The organism is Pseudoxanthomonas sp. GM95 (assembly GCF_900109775.1).
Taxonomy (GTDB): domain Bacteria; phylum Pseudomonadota; class Gammaproteobacteria; order Xanthomonadales; family Xanthomonadaceae; genus Pseudoxanthomonas_A.
This window is the reverse complement of record NZ_FOAX01000001.1, coordinates 1,331,929-1,351,366: the sequence shown is the minus strand read 5'-3', so window position 1 is coordinate 1,351,366 and position 19,438 is coordinate 1,331,929. Positions and strand designations below refer to the sequence as shown.

Genomic DNA, 19,438 nt, shown 5'->3' with positions numbered 1-19,438 from the left:
CGACATGGATGTCCGACGCACTGATCTGCCTCTTCGCACTGTTCTGCGGCTATCTATTCTTCTGGATCGTCGCGCTTCACTGGCGGACCCTGAGCCGTCGGCTGAATCCGCTCAGCACCAAATACATCGGAATGAAAAGCTACGAAGAGCTCCGGAACTGGGTGATGGCGGCCAACATGATCTGGGGCCCGATTATCCTGGTCGCAACAGGAAGCCTCCTCATCACGCATGGCTGGGGCGCACTGTGGATGGTGTTTTTTCTTGCCGGGTATGCAACCGCCTTCCTTAGATTCGTCAGGAATTCAAAAAAGGACTGGGACGATCGTTGGCGATAATCCTTAGTTTCCGAGGGAAAGCTGCACATTGAACGCATCCTCGCGCTCCATCACGATCATCGGCGCCGGCCTGGCCGGCGGCCTGCTGGCCATCCTGCTCTCGCGCAAGGGCTGGAACGTCACCGTCTACGAGCGTCGCGGCGATCCGCGCGTCAAAGGCTACGAATCGGGCCGTTCGATCAACCTGGCCCTGGCCGAGCGCGGCCGCCATGCGCTGCGCCAGGCCGATGCCGAAGACGCGGTGATGGCGCGCGCGGTGATGATGCGCGGGCGCATGGTGCATTTCCTCGAAGGCGGCGAGCAGTTGCAGCGCTACGGCCGCGACGACAGCGAGGTGATCTGGTCGATCCACCGCGCCGACCTCAACGTCACACTGCTCAACCTGGCGGAAGGCGCCGGGGCGAAGATCCATTTCTACCGGCGCCTGCATACGGTGGATTTCCCTGCCGGCTATGCGCGCTTCATCGACGACCGCGATGATTCGCCGCATGACATCCGCTTCGACACGCTGATCGGCGCCGATGGCGCGGGCAGCGCGCTGCGGGCGGCGATGAGCCGCGCGACCTGGCTGGGCGAACGCGGCGAATTCCTGGGTCATTCGTACAAGGAGCTGGAGATCCCGCCGGCGCCGGACGGCAGCTTCCGCATCGAGCCCAATGCGCTGCACATCTGGCCGCGCGGCGACTATATGTGCATCGCCTTGCCCAACGACGCAGGCACCTTCACCGTCACCCTGTTCCTGCCCAACACCGGGCCGACCAGCTTCGCCACGGTGCGCAGCGGCGACGAGGCGCGGGCGCTGTTCGAGCGCGATTTCGCCGACGCACTCCCACTGATCCCCAACCTGGAGCGCGACTGGGAACACCATCCGCCCGGCCTGCTCGGCACGCTGTACCTGGATCGCTGGCACCTGGGCGGCCGCGCGGTGCTGCTGGGCGATGCGGCGCACGCGATGGTGCCCTTCCACGGCCAGGGCATGAACTGCGCGTTCGAGGATTGCGTGGCGCTGGCCGCACAGCTGGAAGCACAGGACGACCTGACCAGCGCTTATGCCGCGTTCGAGGCCGAGCGCAAACCCAACGCCGCCGCGATCCAGGCGATGGCGCTGGAGAACTACACCGAGATGCGCGACCGCGTGGATGATGCGGATTTCCTGCTGCAGCGCCAGCTGGAACAGCAGCTGCAGCAGCGCCATCCGGGCCGCTTCGTGCCGCACTACACGATGGTCACCTTCATGCGCATTCCCTACGCGGTGGCGCTGGAACGCAGCGAGGTACAGCGCAAGCTGCTGCGCGAGGCCACCCAGGGCCACACCACGCTGGCGTCGATCGACTGGATCACGCTGGACCAGCGCGTGCACGACGCACTGCCGCTGCTCGAAGACGCGGCCTGACGCCACGCCACCGTCCCGTCACGCAGACGGGACCGCAAAGCCCCAGTGCAGCGCGCGCCCTACAATGGGCGCACCTTCGTCGACGGCGCCGACATGCCCGCGAGCTATCTGTTCTACGACCTTGAGACCTTCGGCCAGGACCCGCGCCGGACGCGCATCGCGCAGTTCGCCGCCCAGCGCACCGATGCCGCGCTGAACCCGGTCGAGGATCCGGTCACCTTCTACGTCAAGCCGGCCGACGACCTGCTGCCTTCGCCGGTGGCGACGCTGATCACCGGCATCACGCCGCAGCATGCCTTGGCCGAAGGCGTGCCCGAATGCGATGCCATTGCCCGCATCTATGAGGAGATGGCGCGCCCGGACACCTGCACGCTGGGCTGGAACACGCTGCGCTTCGACGATGAGTTCGTGCGTCACGGGCTGTTCCGCAACTTCTTCGATCCCTATGAGCGCGAGTGGCGCGGCGGCAACAGCCGCTGGGATCTGCTCGATGTCGCGCGGCTGTTCCACGCGCTGCGCCCGGAGGGCGTGCACTGGCCCACGCGCGAGGACGGCGCGACCAGCTTCAAGCTCGAGCACCTGGCCATCGCCAACGACGTGCGTACCGGTGATGCGCATGAAGCCATGTCCGACGTGCGCGCCACCGTCGGCATCGCGCGCGCCATGCGCAGCGCACAGCCGCGGCTGTGGGATTACGCGCTGCAGCTGCGCAACAAGCGCTATGCCGCCAGCCTACTGGACACCACCGCGATGACGCCGGTGCTGCATGTCTCGATGCGCTATCCGGCCAGCCGGTTGTGCGCCGCGCCGGTGCTGCCGGTGGCGCGCCATCCGCGTATCGACAGCCGCATCATCGTGCTGGACCTGGACGACGATGCCGCCGAGGCCCTGCTCGACCTCGATCCGCAGGACATCGCCGACCGCCTCTACACGCCGCGCGCCGATCTGCCCGAAGACGTGCGACGCGTGCCGCTCAAGGAAGTCCATCTCAACCGCTGCCCGGCATTGGTGCCGTGGAATTACCTGCGCGAGGCCGACTTCGAACGCCTGCGTATCGATCCTGCCACGATCGAAACCCGCGCCGCGCTGCTGCGCCAGTACGCCCCACAGGTCGCCGAGAAAGTACGGCAGGTCTTCGCCAGCGAGCGTGCGCACGAACCGTCAGACCCCGATGCCTCGATTTACGACGGCTTCCTGGCCGAGGGCGACAAGCGCAAGCTCACCGAGGTACGCACCACGCCGCCCGAGGCGCTGCGCGAGCGCGCGTTCGGCTTCAAGGATCCGCGCCTGGACGAACTGCTGTTCCGCTATCGCGCGCGCAACTGGGCGGGCACGCTGGAGGCCGACGAACAGGCGCGCTGGGACGACTACCGCCGCCAGCGCCTGGCGCCGGGCACGCAGGTCTCCGAATACGGCTTCGACAGTTTCTTCGGCGAGATCGCCGCGCTGCGCGCGCAACACGCCGACGACGGCAGCAAGCTGGTGCTGCTGGACCAGCTCGAAGCCCACGGCCGCACCCTGCAGTCCACGCTCTGAGCGCATCCACGCGCGCTTGCCGCGCCTGCGTGCATCCTGCCCCCAACCGACCAAGACCGACCGCTGCATGGCCACCTACTTTTCCGACGCCAGCTTCAAGTTCCTCAAGGCGCTGGCGCGTCACAACGACAAGACCTGGTTCAACGCCAACAAGGCCAAGTATGAAGACCACGTGCGCCAGCCGTTCCTACAGCTGTTGACCGATCTGCAGCCGGACCTGCTGGCGGTGAGCGATAAGTTCCGTTCGGACCCCAAGACAGTGGGCGGCTCGCTGTTCCGCATCTATCGCGATGCGCGTTTCTCCAACGACAAGTCGCCGTACAAGCTGTGGCAGGGCGCGCGCCTGTACCACGAGCGGCGCAAGCAGGTGCCTGCGCCGTCTTTCTACATTCACCTGCAGCCGGGCGAGAGCTTCGTCGGCGCAGGTTTATGGCATCCGGAAGCCGACACGCTGCGCAAGCTGCGCCAGTTCATCTTCGACAATCCGATGACGTGGAAAGCGGCCGCGCACGCACCGGCATTCCGCAAGAAATTCGATTTCGAAGAGGCCGAGATGCTAAGCCGGCCGCCACGCGGCTTCCCCGCCGATTTCGAATTCATCGACGACCTCAAGCACAAGAACTTCGTCTGCTGGCGGGCGCTGGACGATGCCACGATGGCCGGCCCGAAGCTGCGCCAGACCCTGGCGGCCGATTTCGCCGCACTTGGGCCCTTTGTCGATTACCTGTGCGCGGCGCTGGACCTGGAATTCTGAGTGGGAGACCGCGATGAAGAAGTGGCTCGCCCTGGTGATCGTCCTGCTGCTGGCCCTCGGCGGTTTCGTCGCGGCCGGGCCGTACATCGCCATCCACGGCATCCAGCGCGCCCTGGCCGAACAGGACACCGGCAAGCTGGAACGCTACGTCGACTTTGCCACGCTGCGCGTCAACCTACGCGCGCAGCTGCAGGATCGGATCGTGCGCGCGGCCGGCATGGAGGCGCAGTCGAGCTTCCTGGGCTCGATTGCGTTGTCGCTGGCCGGAGGCGCCGCCGGCATCGGCGTGGACGCGATGGTCACGCCCACCGGCATCGCCGCGATCCTGCAGGGCCGCTCGGTGTGGAAGCGCGCGACCGGCGACACCGCCAACGGCGATACCTACGGCGCCCCGCGCCCGGCCGAACCGCTCAAGCAGGCCGAAGGCCGCTACACCTCGCTATCGCGCTTCACCGCGACCAGCACCGTCAGCGACGGCGGCGAACCGATGACGTTCGTGCTCGAGCGTCAGGGTATCGTGTGGAAGCTGACGGATATTCAGTTGCCGCGCTGAAGCGCGACAAAGCCTGCCCGCGAAGCCGCATCTGATTCAACGACCGCACTCCGCCAGCATCGCCTGATAAAGCGCGAGATCCTCCGCGCTGAAACAACAGAAGACGACGCGCTCGACGGTCACCGCTGGATGCGCCACGACCGTCTCGATGGCGATGCGGGCTGCCTGCGGTTTGGGAAACCCATAGATGCCGGTGCTGATGCCCGGGAAAGCCACGCTGCGCGCACCGAGCGTCTCTGCAATCAGGAGCGCATTGGCATAACACGCCGCCAGCAGCGCGGGCTCGTCCGCGTCACCGCCGCGCCAGACCGGCCCAACGGTATGAATAATGTGCCTGGCGAGCAGCCGATATCCCTTGGTGGCCTTGGCCTGACCGGTGTTGCAGCCACCAAGCAATCTGCATTCGTGGACAAGCTCAGGACCGGCCGCGCGATGGATGGCGCCATCCACGCCGCCACCGCCCAGCAACGAGCTATTCGCTGCATTGACGATGGCATCGACGGCCAGCGTGGTGATATCGGCTTTGGCCGCTGAAAGATCCATGCCCGGTTCCCCTGGGGTTCAAACCATCGCCGGCCTGGCACACCTTGCGATGCAGTCCGCACGATGCGGAGATTGCCCAGCTACTCGTTCGCCACCCCATGCGGCACATGCCCGGCGGCGGTATGCGTGCGCGCGCTGTCGATGTTGTGCTGGGAGTCGTCGAAGAAGATGTCCGCGCCGAACGCGGCCAGGAACGGCCCCTTGTGGCGGCCACCGAGGAACAGCGCTTCGTCCAGTCGCACGCCCCACTCACGCAGCGTGCGGATCACGCGCTCATGCGCCGGTGCCGAACGCGCGGTGACCAGCGCGGTGCGGATCGGCGCGCTTTCGCCCGGCGGAAACACAGCCTGCAGCTGATGCAGCGCGGACAGGAAATTGCGGAACGGTCCGCCCGAGAGCAGCTCTCGTGCTTTCTCGCGCTCGTGCAGGCCAAAGGCTTCCACGCCCTGCTCGCGCGAGATGCGCTCGCTCTCGTCGCCGAAGATCACCGCGTCACCGTCGAAGGCGATCCGCAGCTGCGTGGACAGGCGACCGGCCGGCAGTTCGCCGGCGGCGGCGGCCGCTTCCTCGGCGCGCTCGCCCGGCGTCTTGGGCAGGATCGTAGCCGCGGCGATGCCGTGGCCCAGCGCGCTGCGCACCGAGTCCGGATTGGCCGACAGGAACAAATCCGTGCCGAACGGCTTGACGTACGGCCAGGTCGCCTCGCCCGAGGTGAAGGTGGCGCGGACGATGTCCAGCCCGTAGTGCTGGATCGAATTGAAGATGCGCAGGCCGGTGTCGGCCGAGTTACGCGACAGCAGGATCACTTCCACGCGCGGCTGGTCTTCCGGCGCGCCGACGTTGAGGGCCAGCAGCTTGCGCACGACGGTGAAGGCCACGCCCGGCGCAAGCACGTCGTCCTCGTGGGCGCGCTGGTAGGCGGCATAGGCTTCCAGCCCCTGCGCTTCCCACAGCGCGTGGCTTTCTTCCAGGTCGAACAGGGCGCGCGAGGTGACCGCGACGGTGAGTAGGCGGGGCGTGTTGTCGGCCATGGCGTCAGACCACGAACTGTTCGCTGAAGATGCGTTCTTCCAGGTTGTGCTCCGGGTCGAACAGCAAGGTCACGGTGCGGTCGCGCGATTCGCGGATGGTCACCTCGGTCACGTCGCGGAACTCGTGCGAATCAGCCGTGGCGCTGACCGGCCGCTTGTGCGGGTCCAGCACGCGGAAGGTGACCTCGGTGCTCGCCTTGAGGATCGCGCCGCGCCAGCGACGCGGGCGGTACGGGGCAATCGGCGTCAAGGCAATCGTGTTGCTGCCCAGCGGCAGGATCGGCCCGTGCGCGGAGTAGTTGTAGGCAGTGCTGCCGGCCGGCGTGGCCACCAGCACGCCATCGCCGATCATTTCCTCGACGCGGGTCTGGCCGTTGAGGTCGATGCTCATCTGCGCGGCCTGGCGGGTCTGGCGCAGCAGCGAGACCTCGTTGTAGGCCAGCGATTGCACCTCGATGCCCGACTCGGTCTGCGCGGTCATTTCCAGTGGACGCAACGTCGCCGGCTCGGCCGCGGCGATGCGCTCCAGCAGTCCGTCCTCGCGATGGTGGTTCATCAGGAAGCCCACCGTGCCCAGCTTCATCCCGAACACCGGCTTACCCAGCTGCCCGTGGCGATGCAGGGTCTGCAGCATGAAGCCGTCGCCGCCAAGCGCCACCACGATGTCGGCATCGGCCGGCGCGTGATGGCCGTAACGGGCGGCGAGTTTGGCGAGGGCCTGCTGCGCCGATTCGGCGGAACTGGCCAGGAAGGCAAGGCGGGGAGACGTCATGCGGCGAAGGATAGCGCGGCGTGTGCGGCAAACGTGACCGTGGCCCATGAAAAAACGGGGCAAGGCGCTGTCGCCCTGCCCGGTCCTTCAAACCGCTGCGCGAACTGACGTGCTTACGTCAGCTGCGACAGGCGCTGCACCGCGACCGAGGCCGTCGGGTAATCCAGGGTCTTCTGCGCGGCGACCTCGTCCAGCATCGACAGGGTGAAACGCAACGCCGCATCGTCGCGCTGCAGCCAGCGGGCGACCTTGGCTTCGGCGTTATCGCCCGGCAGGGCCAGCGCCTGCAGGGTCAGCGCCCGCAGGTGGGCCTGCAGCTCGTCGCGCAGCACGCCACGGGCCACGGCGTGCCAGCGGCCATCGACCTGCAACGCATCGATCTGGGTCAGCAGCCACGGCAGGTGCAGCGCATCGCCCAGGCGGTAATAGACCTTGGACACCGCCACCGGCGAGAGCTTGCGTTCGCGCGCCAACTCGATGATGTCCGCCGACGGCTCCAGGTACGGCAGCGCGGCCAGCTGGCCGGCCAACGCGTCGGGCACGCCCTTGGCGATCCAGTCGGCCAGCTTGGCCTCGTAGGCCGGGCGCAGCGAATCGGGCAGCACGCCATCGGCCGCGCGGATGTCGTTGAAGCCGTCGTGATAGCGCTCCACCGCGGTGGCGATCGCCGGGATCGCACCCGGACGGGTCAGCAGCCAACGGGTGAAGCCGCGCTGCAGGTTCCAGATCACCTGCAGGGCGTCGATCTGCACCGACTCGGCGACCTGGCCATCCAGCGCGTCGATCTGGGTCCACAGCGCACGTGCGTCCAGCGTTTCGCGGGTGATGGTGTAAGCCTTGGCGACCTCACCGATGCCGCGGCCGGTGTCTTCCTGCATGCGCATCAGGAAGGTCGCGCCCATGCGGTTGATGGTGGAATTGGTCACCGCCGTGGCGATGATTTCGCGCTTCAGGCGATGCTTCTCCATCTGCCCGGCGTACTTGGCCTGCAGCGGCTGCGGGAAGTAGCGCTGCAGCTCCTTGGACAGGTACGGATCTTCAGGGATATCGGTTTCCAGCAGCTCGGCGAACGCCACCAGCTTGGAATACGACAGCAGCACCGACAGCTCCGGACGGGTCAGGCCCAGGCCACGCGCCTTGCGCTCGGCGAACTCGGCATCGGAAGGCAGGTATTCGATCTGCCGGTCCAGCAGGCCGCGCGATTCCAGCACCTGCACGAAGTGCTGCTTGGAGCCCAGGCGCGGCACGCTCATGCGTTCCATCAGGCTCAGCGCCTGGTTCTGGCGGTAGTTGTCGTTGAGCACCAGCTGGCCGACTTCATCGGTCATGCTGGCCAGCAGGGTGTTGCGGGCCTTTTCGGCCAGCTTCTTCTGCTGCACCACGCCGTCGAGCAGGATCTTGATGTTGACCTCGTGGTCCGAGGTGTCCACGCCGGCCGAGTTGTCGATGAAGTCGGTGTTGAGCAGCACGCCGCTGCTCAGCGCCGCCTCGATGCGGCCCAGCTGGGTCAGGCCCAGGTTGCCGCCCTCGCCCACCACCTTGCAGCGCAGGTCGCGGCCGTTGACGCGCAGCGCGTTGTTGGCGCGATCGCCGACATCGGCATGCGATTCGGCCGAGGATTTGACGTAGGTGCCGATGCCGCCGTTCCACAACAGGTCCACCGGCGCCTTGAGGATGGCGGTCAGCAGTTCGGTCGGCGACAGCGTGGCCACCTTCTCATCCAGGCCCAGCACCGCGCGCACCTGCGGGGTGATCGTAATCGTCTTGAGGGTGCGCGGGTAGATGCCGCCGCCGGCCGAGATCAGCTTGGCGTCGTAATCAGCCCAGCTCGATCGCGGCAACTTGAACATCCGCGCGCGCTCGGCGAACGACCTGGCTGCATCCGGCGACGGATCAAGGAAGATGTGGCGATGGTCGAACGCGGCCACCAGCTGGATGTGCTCGGACAGCAGCATGCCGTTGCCGAACACGTCGCCGGACATGTCGCCCACGCCGACCACGGTGAAATTCTCGGTCTGCGTATCGCGGCCCAGCGCACGGAAGTGGCGCTTGACCGACTCCCACGCGCCCTTGGCGGTGATGCCCATGCCCTTGTGGTCGTAACCGACCGAACCACCGGAGGCGAACGCATCGCCCAGCCAGAAGCCATGATCGATGGCCAGGCCGTTGGCGATATCGGAGAACGTCGCGGTGCCCTTGTCGGCGGCCACTACCAGATACGGATCGTCCAGGTCATGGCGCACCACATCCGCCGGCGCGACGATCTTGCCGCCAATGATGTTGTCGGTGATGTCCAGCAGGCCCTGGATGAACATCTTGTAGCAGGCGATGCCTTCGGCCAGGACTGCATCACGCTCGCCGCTGGCCGGCGACTGCTTCACGAAGAAGCCGCCCTTGGCACCGACCGGCACGATCACCGTGTTTTTCACCATCTGCGCCTTGACCAGGCCCAGCACCTCGGTGCGGAAGTCCTCGCGGCGATCGGACCAGCGCAGGCCACCACGGGCGACCGCGCCGAAGCGCAGGTGCACGCCTTCCACGCGCGGGCCGCAGACGAAGATCTCGCGGTACGGACGCGGCTTGGGCAGGTCCGGCACCTTGGCCGAATCGAACTTGAAGCTGATCGTGTGCGCCAGCGCGCCGTTGGCGCCCAGCTGGTAGTAGCTGGTGCGCAGCGTGGCTTCGATGCAACCCATGATGCTGCGCAGGATGCGATCGTCGTCCAGGCTGGAAACGCCATCGAGCAGCTTCACCAGCGTGGCGTGCACCGCATCGCACTGCGCCTGGCGCGGCTGCGCGGCGGCATCGACCAGGCGCTGGAGCGCCTTGACGGTGTCCTCATCGGCTTCACCGGCCAGGGCCTGCAGCTGGGAGACCAGTGCTTCGGCGCGCTTGCTGTTGCGGGCCTTGGCCGGCAGATCCAGTGACGGATCGAAGCGTGCCTCGAACATGCGCACCAGCAGCGCGGCCAGCAGCGGATAACGGGCGAGCGTGTCTTCCACCGAACCCTGCGAGAACGGCACGCCGGTCTGCAGCAGGTACTTGGTGTAGCCGCGCAGCACCGCGACCTGGCGCCAGTCCAGGCCACCGCGCAGCACCAGGCGGTTGAAGCGGTCGTTCTCCGCATCGCCGCGCCAGACGCGGGCGAAGGCCTCGTCGAAGTCTTCCGCACGTGCGGCGACATCGATCGCGCCGATCGCCGGCTCAACTTCGAACTCCTGGATGTAGGAGACCGTGCCATCCACGTCCATGCGGAACGGATGCTCGGAGATCACGCGCAGGCCCATGTTCTCCATCAGCGGCAGCGCGTCGGAGAGCGGGATGTCCTGGCCCTGGCGATACAGGTTGAGGCGCAGCGCGCCTTCGCCGGCGCGGTGCTGGGTGGAGCGATACAGGCTCAGGCGCAGGTCGGCCGGGCCGTCCAGTGCCGCCAGGCGCTCGACGTCATCGGCAGCGAGCTGCACCGAGACGTTCTCGATGTAGTTCTGCGGCAGGGCGCGGCCATAGCTCGCAGCCAGGCTCAGGCCACGCGCTTCGCCATGGCGCTGGATCAGCACTTCGCGCAGGTCATCCTGCCAGTTGCGCAGCAGGTGGGTCAGGCGTGTTTCCAGCTCGGCGGCATCGACGCTGATTTCCTCACCCGGACGCGGGCGCACGGTCATGTGCAGCTGGGCCAGCGGCGATTCGCCCAGCTGGACGGTGGTGTCCACCGCTTCGCCGTGCAGGGCTTCCTTCATCAACGCTTCGATGCGCAGGCGCAGCTCGGTGTTGAAGCGATCGCGCGGGATGTAGACCAGCGCCGACCAGAAACGGCCGTAGCGGTCGCGACGCAGGAACAGCTTGCTGCGCACGCGCTCCTGCAGGCCCAGGATGCCCATCGCGGTGCGGGCCAGTTCGTCCTGGCTGGACTGGAACAGCTCTTCGCGTGGCAGGGTTTCCAGGATGTGGCGCAGTGCCTTGCCGCTGTGGCTGTTGGGCGACAGGCCGGACTGGCGCATCACGTGTTCGTGGCGCTCGCGCACCAGCGGGATTTCCCACGGCCGACGGTTGTAGGCACTGGAAGTAAACAAGCCCAGGAAGCGCTGCTCGCCGGTGATGCGGCCATTGGCATCGAAGGACAGCACGCCGATGTAATCCATGTAGCCCTTGCGGTGCACCGTGGCGCGCGCATTGGTCTTGGTCAGGATCATGGCCTCGGCTTCGCCGGCCTCGTTGAGCAGGTTGGCGGCCAGCAGGCGCACCGGGCGCGGCTTGCCCGAGGCGTGGTTGCGCAGCATGCCCAGGCTGGTGTCTTCCAGCGGCACCAGCACGTCTTCGCCGCCCTGCTTCTGCACGCGATATTCGCGATAGCCGAAGAAGGTGAAGTGGTCGGCGGCGGACCAGCGCAAAAATTCCTGCGTCTCGCTGCGCGAGGCATCGCTGACCGGCATGCGGCGCGTGGCGAGGTCTTCGGAGACCTCCAGCATCTTCTCGCGCATGGAACCCCAGTCGCGCACGATCTGGCGGACTTCATCCAGCACCTGCTCCACCGCCTTGGCGATGCGCGGCATGGCCTCGGCCGGCTGGCGGTCGATCTCCAGCATCATCAGCGACTCGGCCTTGCCTTCGCCCACGGCCGTGAGCTTGCCGGCCTTGTCGCGCTCGAAGCGCACCACCGGATGGCCCAGCACATGCACACCGACGCCCATCGTGGCCAGGGCCATGCTCACCGAATCGACCAGGAACGGCATGTCGTCGTTGACGATCTGCAGCACCGAATGCGGCGACTCCCAGCCATTGGCCTTCAGCGTGGCATTGAACACGCGCACGTTGGCCTTGCCCGGCTTGCGGGTGCGGGCGAACTCCAGCATGTCGGTGGCCATCGCCGCCCAGCCTTCGGGGCTGTGGTGCGGATATTCGTCCTGCTCCATGCGGCGGTAGAAGGCCTCGGCGAAAATGCGGGCCTGCTCGCGCTTGGCGGCGGGAAGACGCGCCTTGAGCGCGTCATGGATCGGCTGCAGCGAGAACGCTGCCAATGCGGCACTGGTCTTCGGTGTCGCCTTCGAAGCGAGTTTGGTGAGTGGCTTGGTCGCGCGTGGCGCGGCCGCGGGCGTGCCGCCCTTGCCGTTCTTTTTCTCTGACCCCGTCGTGGCGGCCTTCTTGGCCTTGGATGTGGAAACGGATTTGCCGCCAAGCCTGCTGTTGCCAGTGGTGCTCATACAGTCGCAATCACACGTTGAAGGTAATTCGTCATTGTATGCCCGCACCTCGTGACACCCGTGCTGCGCGGCATCACGAATCGGCCGCGCGTTTCATGCGCAGTTCAATCCCACGCCCGTCACCGTGCCGATGAGCGGCATCCACCGCTCGCCGAAAAAACAGCTTGAAACCCCGATCCGCTGACCAAGTCGTCAGGCCTTCATCACACAGGCTTTACACATCGGCGGAAAGCCTGTGCACACGGCATTTCCGGGGTATTCAAATTCTAAACTGGACGGTATAGTCCAGCCCCGATGGCCTACCCAGACTCCCCCACCACCACCGCTGAACGTCGTCAGCGGGTTCTGGACGCAGTGCGCGCGCTGATGGCCGAGCAAGGCTTTCGCGTGAGCATGGAAGCGGTGGCGCAGCGGGCCGGCTGTTCCAAGCAGACGCTCTATGCACAGTTCGGCAGCAAGAATGCGCTGCTGCAAGACCTGATGCACGAACACCTGGAAATCACCACCGCGCGCCTGGATGCCTTCGATGGCCAGGTGCGCGCGCCGTTGCTGGCCTTCGCCATTGAACACCTTGAGCGCATCTCTGCGCCGGACGTGGTGGCCAGTTGCAGGCTCTTCAGTGCCGAATCACCGCAGTTCCCGGAAGAGGCGCGCTCGATCTGGCGCGATGGCGGCGAAACCCTGCTGTCGCGCCTGGCCTCGTGGTTGTCGCTGGCCATGGAGGCCGGCTGCCTCAGGCATGACCAACCGCACGTGGCAGCGGAGATGCTGCTGAGCATGATGGTCGGCCTGGATCTGGAGCGGCAGCGTTTCGCCGTTCCGCAACGCACGTCAGATCAGCGGCGCGCCTGGGCCGAACTGGCCGTCGATACGTTCCTGCGTGCCTATGCGCCGACCGCGCGCGCTGCCCACTGCTGAAGCTGCGCTTTCCCCATTCGTTTTCCCGATCTTTCCCTTCACTACCCACGTTTTTTCGGAGCACCCTCCTCATGACCGCCCCAACCCGCTCGCTCCTGCTCGGCTCCGCCATCGTGCTGGCCCTGGCCGCCTGCAAGAAGGAAGAACAGCAGGCTCCGCCGCCGCCGGAAGTCGGCGTGGTCAAGGTGGCGCCGCAGAGCGTGCCGCTGGTGCGCGACCTGTCCGGTCGCCTGGCGCCGGTGCGCAGCGCTGACGTGCGCGCCCGCGTGCCCGGCGTGCTGCTCAAGCGCGTCTACGACGAAGGCACCGACGTCAAGGAAGGCCAGGTGCTGTTCAAGATCGACCCGGCGCCGCTGCAGGCCGACCTTTCCTCGGCACAGGGCCAGCTGGCTTCGGCCCAGGCCACCTACACCAATGCCCATGTCGCCGCCGAGCGCGCGCGCCAGCTGGCCCCGCAGAAGTACGTCTCGCAGTCTGACCTCGACGATGCCCAGGCCACCGAGCGCAGCGCGCAGGCCTCGCTGCAGCAGGCCAAGGCCGCCGTCACCAACGCCCAGATCAGCCTGGGCTATGCCAACGTCACCGCGCCGATCTCCGGCCGCGCCGGCAAGCAGCAGGTGACCGAAGGCGCGCTGGTCGGCTCGGGCGACGTGACCCTGCTGACCACGGTCGACCAGATCGATCCGCTGTACATCAACTTCACCATGAGCTCGACCGAGCTGTCGGCCCTGCGCCAGGCCCAGGGCCAGGGCGATGTCAGCCTCAACGACACCAAGGACACCAGCGTCAAGGTGATGTTGAACAACGGCCAGGCCTACGACCAGACCGGCACGCTGGACTTCTCCGACGTCGTCGTGGACCAGGCCACCGGCGCGGTCTCGCTGCGTGCCACCGTGCCCAACCCGCAGAAGGCGCTGCTGCCCGGCAGCTTCGTCACCGTCGAGGTCAACCTGGGCCAGCGCAGCAACGTGTTCCTGGTGCCGCAGGCCGGCATCCAGCGCGACACCAACGGCGCCTACGCGATGGTGGTGGACCAGCAGGGCAAGGTCTCGCGCAAGGATGTGAAGATCGAGAACCGCGCCATCGACAACAAGTGGATCGTCACCGGTGGCCTGACCACCGGCGACCAGGTGATCGCCGTCGGCCTGCAGAAGGCCAAGGAAGGCGGCCAGGTAAAGGTGGTCCCCTACGAGCAGGCCGTGGCCCAGGCCCAGCAGGCCGGTGGCCCGCAGCAGGCCGGTGCCGCGCCGCAGGGCGCCGCGCCCAAGGCCGACGCCGCTGCCCCCGACGCGAAGGGCGATGACGCCCAGCAGCCGGCCGAAGGCCAGGCCAAGTAAGGAATCGCCCCCATGCCCAAGTTTTTCATCAACCACCCGGTCTTCGCCTGGGTTGTAGCGGTCCTGATCTCGCTTGCGGGCGTGATCGCGATCCTCAACCTCGGCGTCGAGTCCTATCCCAACGTCGCCCCACCACAGATCACCGTGACGGCGACCTACCCCGGCGCCAGCGCCGACACGGCCGAGCGTTCGGTGACCCAGGTCATCGAGCAACAGCTGACCGGTATCGACAACCTGCTGTACTTCAGCTCCACGTCCAGTTCGTCCGGGCGCGCGACCATCACCCTGACCTTCCAGACCGGCACCAACCCGGACATCGCCCAGGTCCAGGTGCAGAACAAGATCTCGCTGGCGCAGCCGCGCCTGCCGAGTGAAGTGGTCGACCAGGGCGTGGTGGTGGCCAAGGCCAACGCCGGCTTCCTGATGGTGGTCGGCCTGACCTCGGACAATCCGAGCATCGACCGCAACCACCTCAACGACATCGTCGCCTCGCGCGTGCTGGACCAGATCTCGCGCGTGCCCGGCGTCGGCAGCACCCAGCACTTCGGTTCCGAGTACGCCATGAACATCTGGCTGGATCCGGGCAAGCTGCAGGGCTACAACATGTCCGCCAGCCAGGTGCTGTCGGCGATCCAGGCGCAGAACGTGCAGTTCGCTGCCGGTGCGATGGGCTCGGACCCGGCGCCCGCCGGCCAGGCCTTCCAGGTCACCGTGTCGGCCGAGGGCCGCTTCACCCAGCCCGAGCAGTTCGAACAGATCATCCTGCGCTCTGACACCGACGGCGGCACCGTGCGCCTGAAGGACGTCGCCCGCGTCGACTTCGGCCCGCAGAACTGGGGCTTCGATACCAAGTTCAGCGGCAAGCCGGTCGGCGTGTTCGCGATCCAGCTGCTGCCGGGCGCCAATGCCCTGGCCGTGGACGAAGCCGTGCGCGCCAAGATGGACGACCTGGCGGCGAGCTTCCCGCAGGGCGTGAGCTGGTTCACCCCGTACGAGACCAGCACCTTCGTGCGCATCTCGATCGAGGAAGTGGTGCACACGCTGGTGGAGGCCATCATCCTGGTCTTCCTGGTGATGCTGATCTTCCTGCAGAACTTCCGCGCCACCATCATCCCGACACTGGTCATCCCGGTGGCGCTGCTGGGTACGTTCCTGGGCCTGTTCATCATCGGCTTCACCGTCAACCAGCTGACCATGTTCGCGCTGGTGCTGGCGATCGGCATCGTGGTCGATGACGCGATCGTGGTGATCGAGAACGTCGAACGCATCATGGCCGAGGAGAAACTCCCGCCACGCGAAGCCACCATCAAAGCGATGGAACAGATCACCGGCGCGGTGATCGCGATTACCGTGGTGCTGGCCGCGGTGTTCATCCCGTCGGCACTGCAGGGCGGCGCCTCGGGCGAGATCTACAAGCAGTTCGCACTGACCATCGCCATCTCGATGGGCTTCTCGGCCTTCCTGGCACTGGGCTTCACCCCGTCGCTGTGCGCCAGCTTCCTCAAGCAGCACGCCCACGACAGCCACGAGCAGAAGAAGAACATCATCTTCCGCACGTTCGAGAAGTACTACGGCAAGCTGGAGCGCACCTACGTGGGCACCATCGGCCGCCAGGTCCGTCATGCGCCGCGCTGGATGGTGGTGTTCGCGGTGCTGGTGGTGTTGACCGGCTTCCTGTTCACCCGCATGCCGACCAGCTTCATCCCGGAAGAAGACCAGGGCTACGCGCTGGCCATCGTCCAGGCGCCCCCGGGCACGCCGCTGGCCAAGACCAACGAGACCTTCGACCAGATCCGTGGCGCCATCAGCAAGATCGACGGCTACGACGGCGTGCTGCAGATTGCCGGCTTCAGCTTCCTGGGCCAGGGCGAAAACGTCGGCATGGCCTTCATCAAGCTCAAGCCGTGGAGCGATCGCAAGGGTGACATCACCCAGTTCATCGGCCAGGCCAACGGCGCGTTGCAGGGCATCAAGGGCGCGCAGATCTTCGTGGTCAACCTGCCCACGATCCAGGGCCTGGGCCAGTTCGGCGGCTTCGACATGTGGCTTCAGGACCGCACCGGCGCCGGCGCCGATGCGCTGATGGCCGCGCGCAACCAGCTGCTGGGCATCGCCTCGCAGGACAAGACCCTGATGCAGGTCCGTCCCAACACGCTGGAAAACGCCCCGCAGCTGCAGCTCAAGGTCGACCGCGTGCAGGCCGAGTCCATGGGCCTGTCGGTCACCGACGTCTACACCTCGATCCAGCTGATGCTGGCCCCGGTGTACGTCAACGACTTCTTCTACGGTGGCCGCATCAAGCGCGTGAACATGCGTGCCGATGCCCCGTTCCGCACCGGCCCGGAATCGCTGAGCCAGTTCTACACGCCCAGCAGCACCGAGACCGATGCCAACGGCAACGCCGCGATGATCCCGCTGAGCTCGGTGGTGTCCTCCAGCTGGAACTCGCTGCCGCCGTCGCTGGCCCGCTACAACGGCTACTCGGCGGTGAACATCAACGGTGCGCCGGTTCCGGGCAGTTCGTCGGGCCAGGCCATGGCCACGATGGAAGCGATCGTCAACGACAAGCTGCCGCAGGGCTTCGGCTACGACTGGTCGGGCATGAGCTACCAGGAAATCCTGGCCGGCAACAGCGCCACGCTGCTGCTGGTGCTGTCGCTGGTGGTGGTGTTCCTCTGCCTGGCCGCGCTGTATGAAAGCTGGTCGATCCCGGTGTCGGTGCTGCTGGTGGTGCCGCTGGGCATCCTGGGCGCACTGGTGTTCTCGATGCTGCGTGGCCTGTCCAACGACATCTTCTTCAAGATCGGCCTGATCACGGTGATCGGCCTGGCGGCGAAGAACGCGATTCTGATCGTGGAATTCGCGGTGATGGAACGCGCGCAGGGCAAGACGCTGCACGATGCCATCGTCAACGCTGCGCACCTGCGCATGCGTCCGATCCTGATGACCTCCTTCGCCTTCATCATGGGCGTGGTGCCGATGGCCATCTCCAGCGGTGCCGGTGCCAATGCCCGCCACGCCATCTCCACCGGCGTGATCGGCGGCATGGTGTTCGCCACGATCTTCGGCCTGCTGCTGATCCCGATCTTCTTCATCGTGGTCCGCCGCCTGCTGGGCGACAAGATGGACGAGCCGTCGAAGGAATACCTCGCGTCCCACAAGGACCAGGACGGCGAAGGCACGCCGCAAGGACACGGCGGCCACTAAGCCACCCGTTTCCCGCACAGGAAAAAGCCCCGGCAATGCCGGGGCTTTTTTGTGGCCGTGCTGAGACCCCTTCGATCAGTTGGCCAGCTGGCAGGTCGCCGGCTTGGCCGAATTGAACAGCGCAGCTGTGGCCCACTCAGGATGATCGACGAAGGGATTGCGGTTGCCCTGGAAGCTGTAGATCACCTCGTTGCGCGCGCGTTCCACATCGTCCGGCGGATCGGCCGCGCTCCAGGCCAGCAGCGTGGACAGCAGGCCCATGTAGGCCGGCGAGGACGAGGTGATGACGATCTTGCTGCGGTCGTCGGTCAGCTCCAGGTCCGGCTCGGACTGCCCGGTGCTGGGATCGTCGCCGCCTTCGTAGCGAATGGCCATGTACATCACCGCACGCGCCACGTCGCCCTTGTGTGCGCCCCAGACCTCGAACGACCCCTGATTGCCATCCGGCGACTTCACCCAGTTGGAATTGCCCGGATACGCGCCGCTGCCGCCGCCCTCGCCATTGTTGGCTTCGGTCGCGCGCTCGCCGCAGCCCGACGTGCAATCGGCATACGGCTTGTTGCCGCGATCGGCGTTGTAGGCGGTGTCGGTGAGGAACAGCATGTGCGTGTCGGTGTAGGGCGCATACGGCAGGCCCATGTCGCCCGTCGCGCTGCCGAAGCCCAGCGAGTTAGGCCAGGTGTGCTCGCGGTTGTAGGTGGTGCCAGAGCCAGTGCCGGCACGATCGCTGACCTTGGTGTAGCTGTGGTTCTTGTAGACGTCCAGGACCTTGCTGCTGTCGGCGGGATTTTCGTCGGCGATCTCCAGGATCGACCAGGTGCTGGTTCCGCTGCCGCTGTAGGGATATGCGGTGTGGCCCTTGATCGTTTCGTGCAGCGAGCAGCGCAGCTGGCTCGGGCTGCTGGTGTTGACCTTGCTGTAGTAATCGCCCGGATCGCCGCCACCGCCGCCGGCATCGGCCACGTTGAACGCCACCACGGTGTTGGCCGCCGGATGCGCGCCCTGCGCATCGCTGACTGCCGAGGCGGTGACGGTGAAGCTGCAGCTTTCGCCCGCCACCAGGGCCGTGTCGGTCGACGCACTGAAGCCGGTGCCGCTGCTGGCATACGTCAACGGCACTTCACCGCTGCTGGCGCAGGTCAGCGACAGCGCGCCACTGGCCAACGTCACCGGCTCGCTGAAGGTCACTTCCAGATCGCCCGCGGCGGGAAAGCCCGTGGACCCGCTGGTCGGCGTGGTCGAGACCACGCTCGGCGGCGTGTTGGTCTCGCCCCCGCCTCCGCTGCCGGTGAACGTCTGGCCCGCGTTGCAGGCCCCAAAGGTCTGCGTGGCCGAGCCATTCCAGCTGAAGTCGCCCGCCGTCGCCCCGCTCCCGCCCAGCTGCAGCGAGGTGCCGACCGGCGTGCTGCTGGTTTCGCTCACCGGCAGGTTGGTGCTGGTGGCGCCGGCAGCCGGACCGTTGCTCGCCGTGATCTGGCCTTCGTAGCTGAGGAACTGCACCAGCTGGCCGCTGGCGCTGACCAGGGCGATGCCGTCGGCCGGGCCGTTCTGTAGGCCATCGCGCGGATAGCTGACCGTGGCGATGGCGGCGCTGCCGCCGCACGTCACCGGCGTGCCCGCGCCCAGCGTGCTGGTGCCGTAGGTGCTGCTGCCGTTGTAGAGCACCAGCTGGTAGCCGGCCAGGCTCTCGCCTGAGGTGGCGACCACTTCGATCGCCTCGCCGCTGTCGGCGCCGGTGTTGTCGTAATGCAGCTCGTTGATGAAGACCGCGCCGTGGGCCTGGGTACTCAGCGCCAGGCAGATCGCGATGGAACAGGAAGACAGCCTTGTACGTGACGCCATGACAACTCCTTTTGCTCTC

Annotated in this window: 13 protein-coding genes; 8 read left to right on the top strand and 5 right to left on the bottom strand. The window is 66.6% G+C overall.

The window, feature by feature from the left end; translation table 11 throughout:
• The first annotated feature begins 8 nt into the window (after nt 1–8).
• The 5 genes from BMZ17_RS06410 (at nt 9) to BMZ17_RS06390 (ending at nt 4,571) form a co-directional block, all read left to right on the top strand.
• Nucleotides 9–335 (top strand): hypothetical protein, encoded by a 327-nt coding sequence (locus tag BMZ17_RS06410; RefSeq protein WP_093137305.1) that lies wholly within the window; start codon nt 9–11, stop codon nt 333–335.
• A gap of 28 nt (nt 336–363) precedes the next feature.
• Entirely contained in the window at nt 364–1,728 is a 1,365-nt protein-coding gene (locus BMZ17_RS06405; protein WP_093137302.1) for an FAD-dependent oxidoreductase, read from the top strand.
• Nucleotides 1,729–1,821: 93 nt separating this feature from the next.
• Nucleotides 1,822–3,264 carry an exodeoxyribonuclease I gene (sbcB, locus tag BMZ17_RS06400; protein ID WP_093138079.1) on the top strand — a complete coding sequence of 481 codons (1,443 nt, stop codon included), beginning with the start codon at nt 1,822–1,824 and terminating at the stop codon, nt 3,262–3,264.
• A 67-nt stretch (nt 3,265–3,331) separates the two neighbouring features.
• On the top strand, nt 3,332–4,018 hold the full coding sequence (locus tag BMZ17_RS06395; RefSeq protein WP_093137299.1) for a DUF2461 domain-containing protein: 687 nt from the start codon (nt 3,332–3,334) through the stop codon (nt 4,016–4,018).
• Nucleotides 4,019–4,031: 13 nt separating this feature from the next.
• Nucleotides 4,032–4,571, top strand: a complete 540-nt coding sequence (locus tag BMZ17_RS06390) for a DUF2939 domain-containing protein (protein ID WP_093137297.1) — start codon at nt 4,032–4,034, stop codon at nt 4,569–4,571.
• Nucleotides 4,572–4,607: 36 nt separating this feature from the next.
• Here the strand turns inward: BMZ17_RS06390 and BMZ17_RS06385 are convergent, their stop codons facing one another.
• The 4 genes from BMZ17_RS06385 to BMZ17_RS06370 form a co-directional block, all read right to left on the bottom strand.
• On the bottom strand, nt 4,608–5,114 hold the full coding sequence (locus BMZ17_RS06385; protein ID WP_093137294.1) for an O-acetyl-ADP-ribose deacetylase: 507 nt from the start codon (nt 5,112–5,114) through the stop codon (nt 4,608–4,610).
• A gap of 80 nt (nt 5,115–5,194) precedes the next feature.
• Complete coding sequence (locus tag BMZ17_RS06380; RefSeq protein ID WP_093137292.1) at nt 5,195–6,145, bottom strand: 5'-nucleotidase; 951 nt, start codon at nt 6,143–6,145, stop codon at nt 5,195–5,197.
• Between the two features lie 4 nt (nt 6,146–6,149).
• Nucleotides 6,150–6,917 (bottom strand): NAD kinase, encoded by a 768-nt coding sequence (locus tag BMZ17_RS06375; protein ID WP_093137289.1) that lies wholly within the window; start codon nt 6,915–6,917, stop codon nt 6,150–6,152.
• A gap of 113 nt (nt 6,918–7,030) precedes the next feature.
• On the bottom strand, nt 7,031–12,115 hold the full coding sequence (locus BMZ17_RS06370) for an NAD-glutamate dehydrogenase (protein ID WP_093137286.1): 5,085 nt from the start codon (nt 12,113–12,115) through the stop codon (nt 7,031–7,033).
• Between the two features lie 294 nt (nt 12,116–12,409).
• On the opposite strand from BMZ17_RS06370, the gene BMZ17_RS06365 reads away from it, so the two are divergent.
• From BMZ17_RS06365 to BMZ17_RS06355, 3 genes are all read left to right on the top strand, one after another.
• Nucleotides 12,410–13,033 (top strand): TetR/AcrR family transcriptional regulator, encoded by a 624-nt coding sequence (locus tag BMZ17_RS06365; protein WP_093137284.1) that lies wholly within the window; start codon nt 12,410–12,412, stop codon nt 13,031–13,033.
• A gap of 71 nt (nt 13,034–13,104) precedes the next feature.
• The gene (locus BMZ17_RS06360) at nt 13,105–14,370 is read left to right on the top strand and encodes an efflux RND transporter periplasmic adaptor subunit (RefSeq protein ID WP_093137281.1); all 1,266 of its coding nucleotides are present in this window, start codon (nt 13,105–13,107) and stop codon (nt 14,368–14,370) included.
• A gap of 12 nt (nt 14,371–14,382) precedes the next feature.
• Nucleotides 14,383–17,577, top strand: coding sequence for a multidrug efflux RND transporter permease subunit (locus tag BMZ17_RS06355; protein WP_093137278.1), 3,195 nt, complete (start codon nt 14,383–14,385; stop codon nt 17,575–17,577).
• A 75-nt stretch (nt 17,578–17,652) separates the two neighbouring features.
• Here the strand turns inward: BMZ17_RS06355 and BMZ17_RS06350 are convergent, their stop codons facing one another.
• A complete protein-coding gene (locus BMZ17_RS06350) occupies nt 17,653–19,419 on the bottom strand; it encodes an endonuclease (RefSeq protein ID WP_093137275.1) in 1,767 nt (588 codons plus the stop codon).
• Nucleotides 19,420–19,438: the final 19 nt, after the last annotated feature.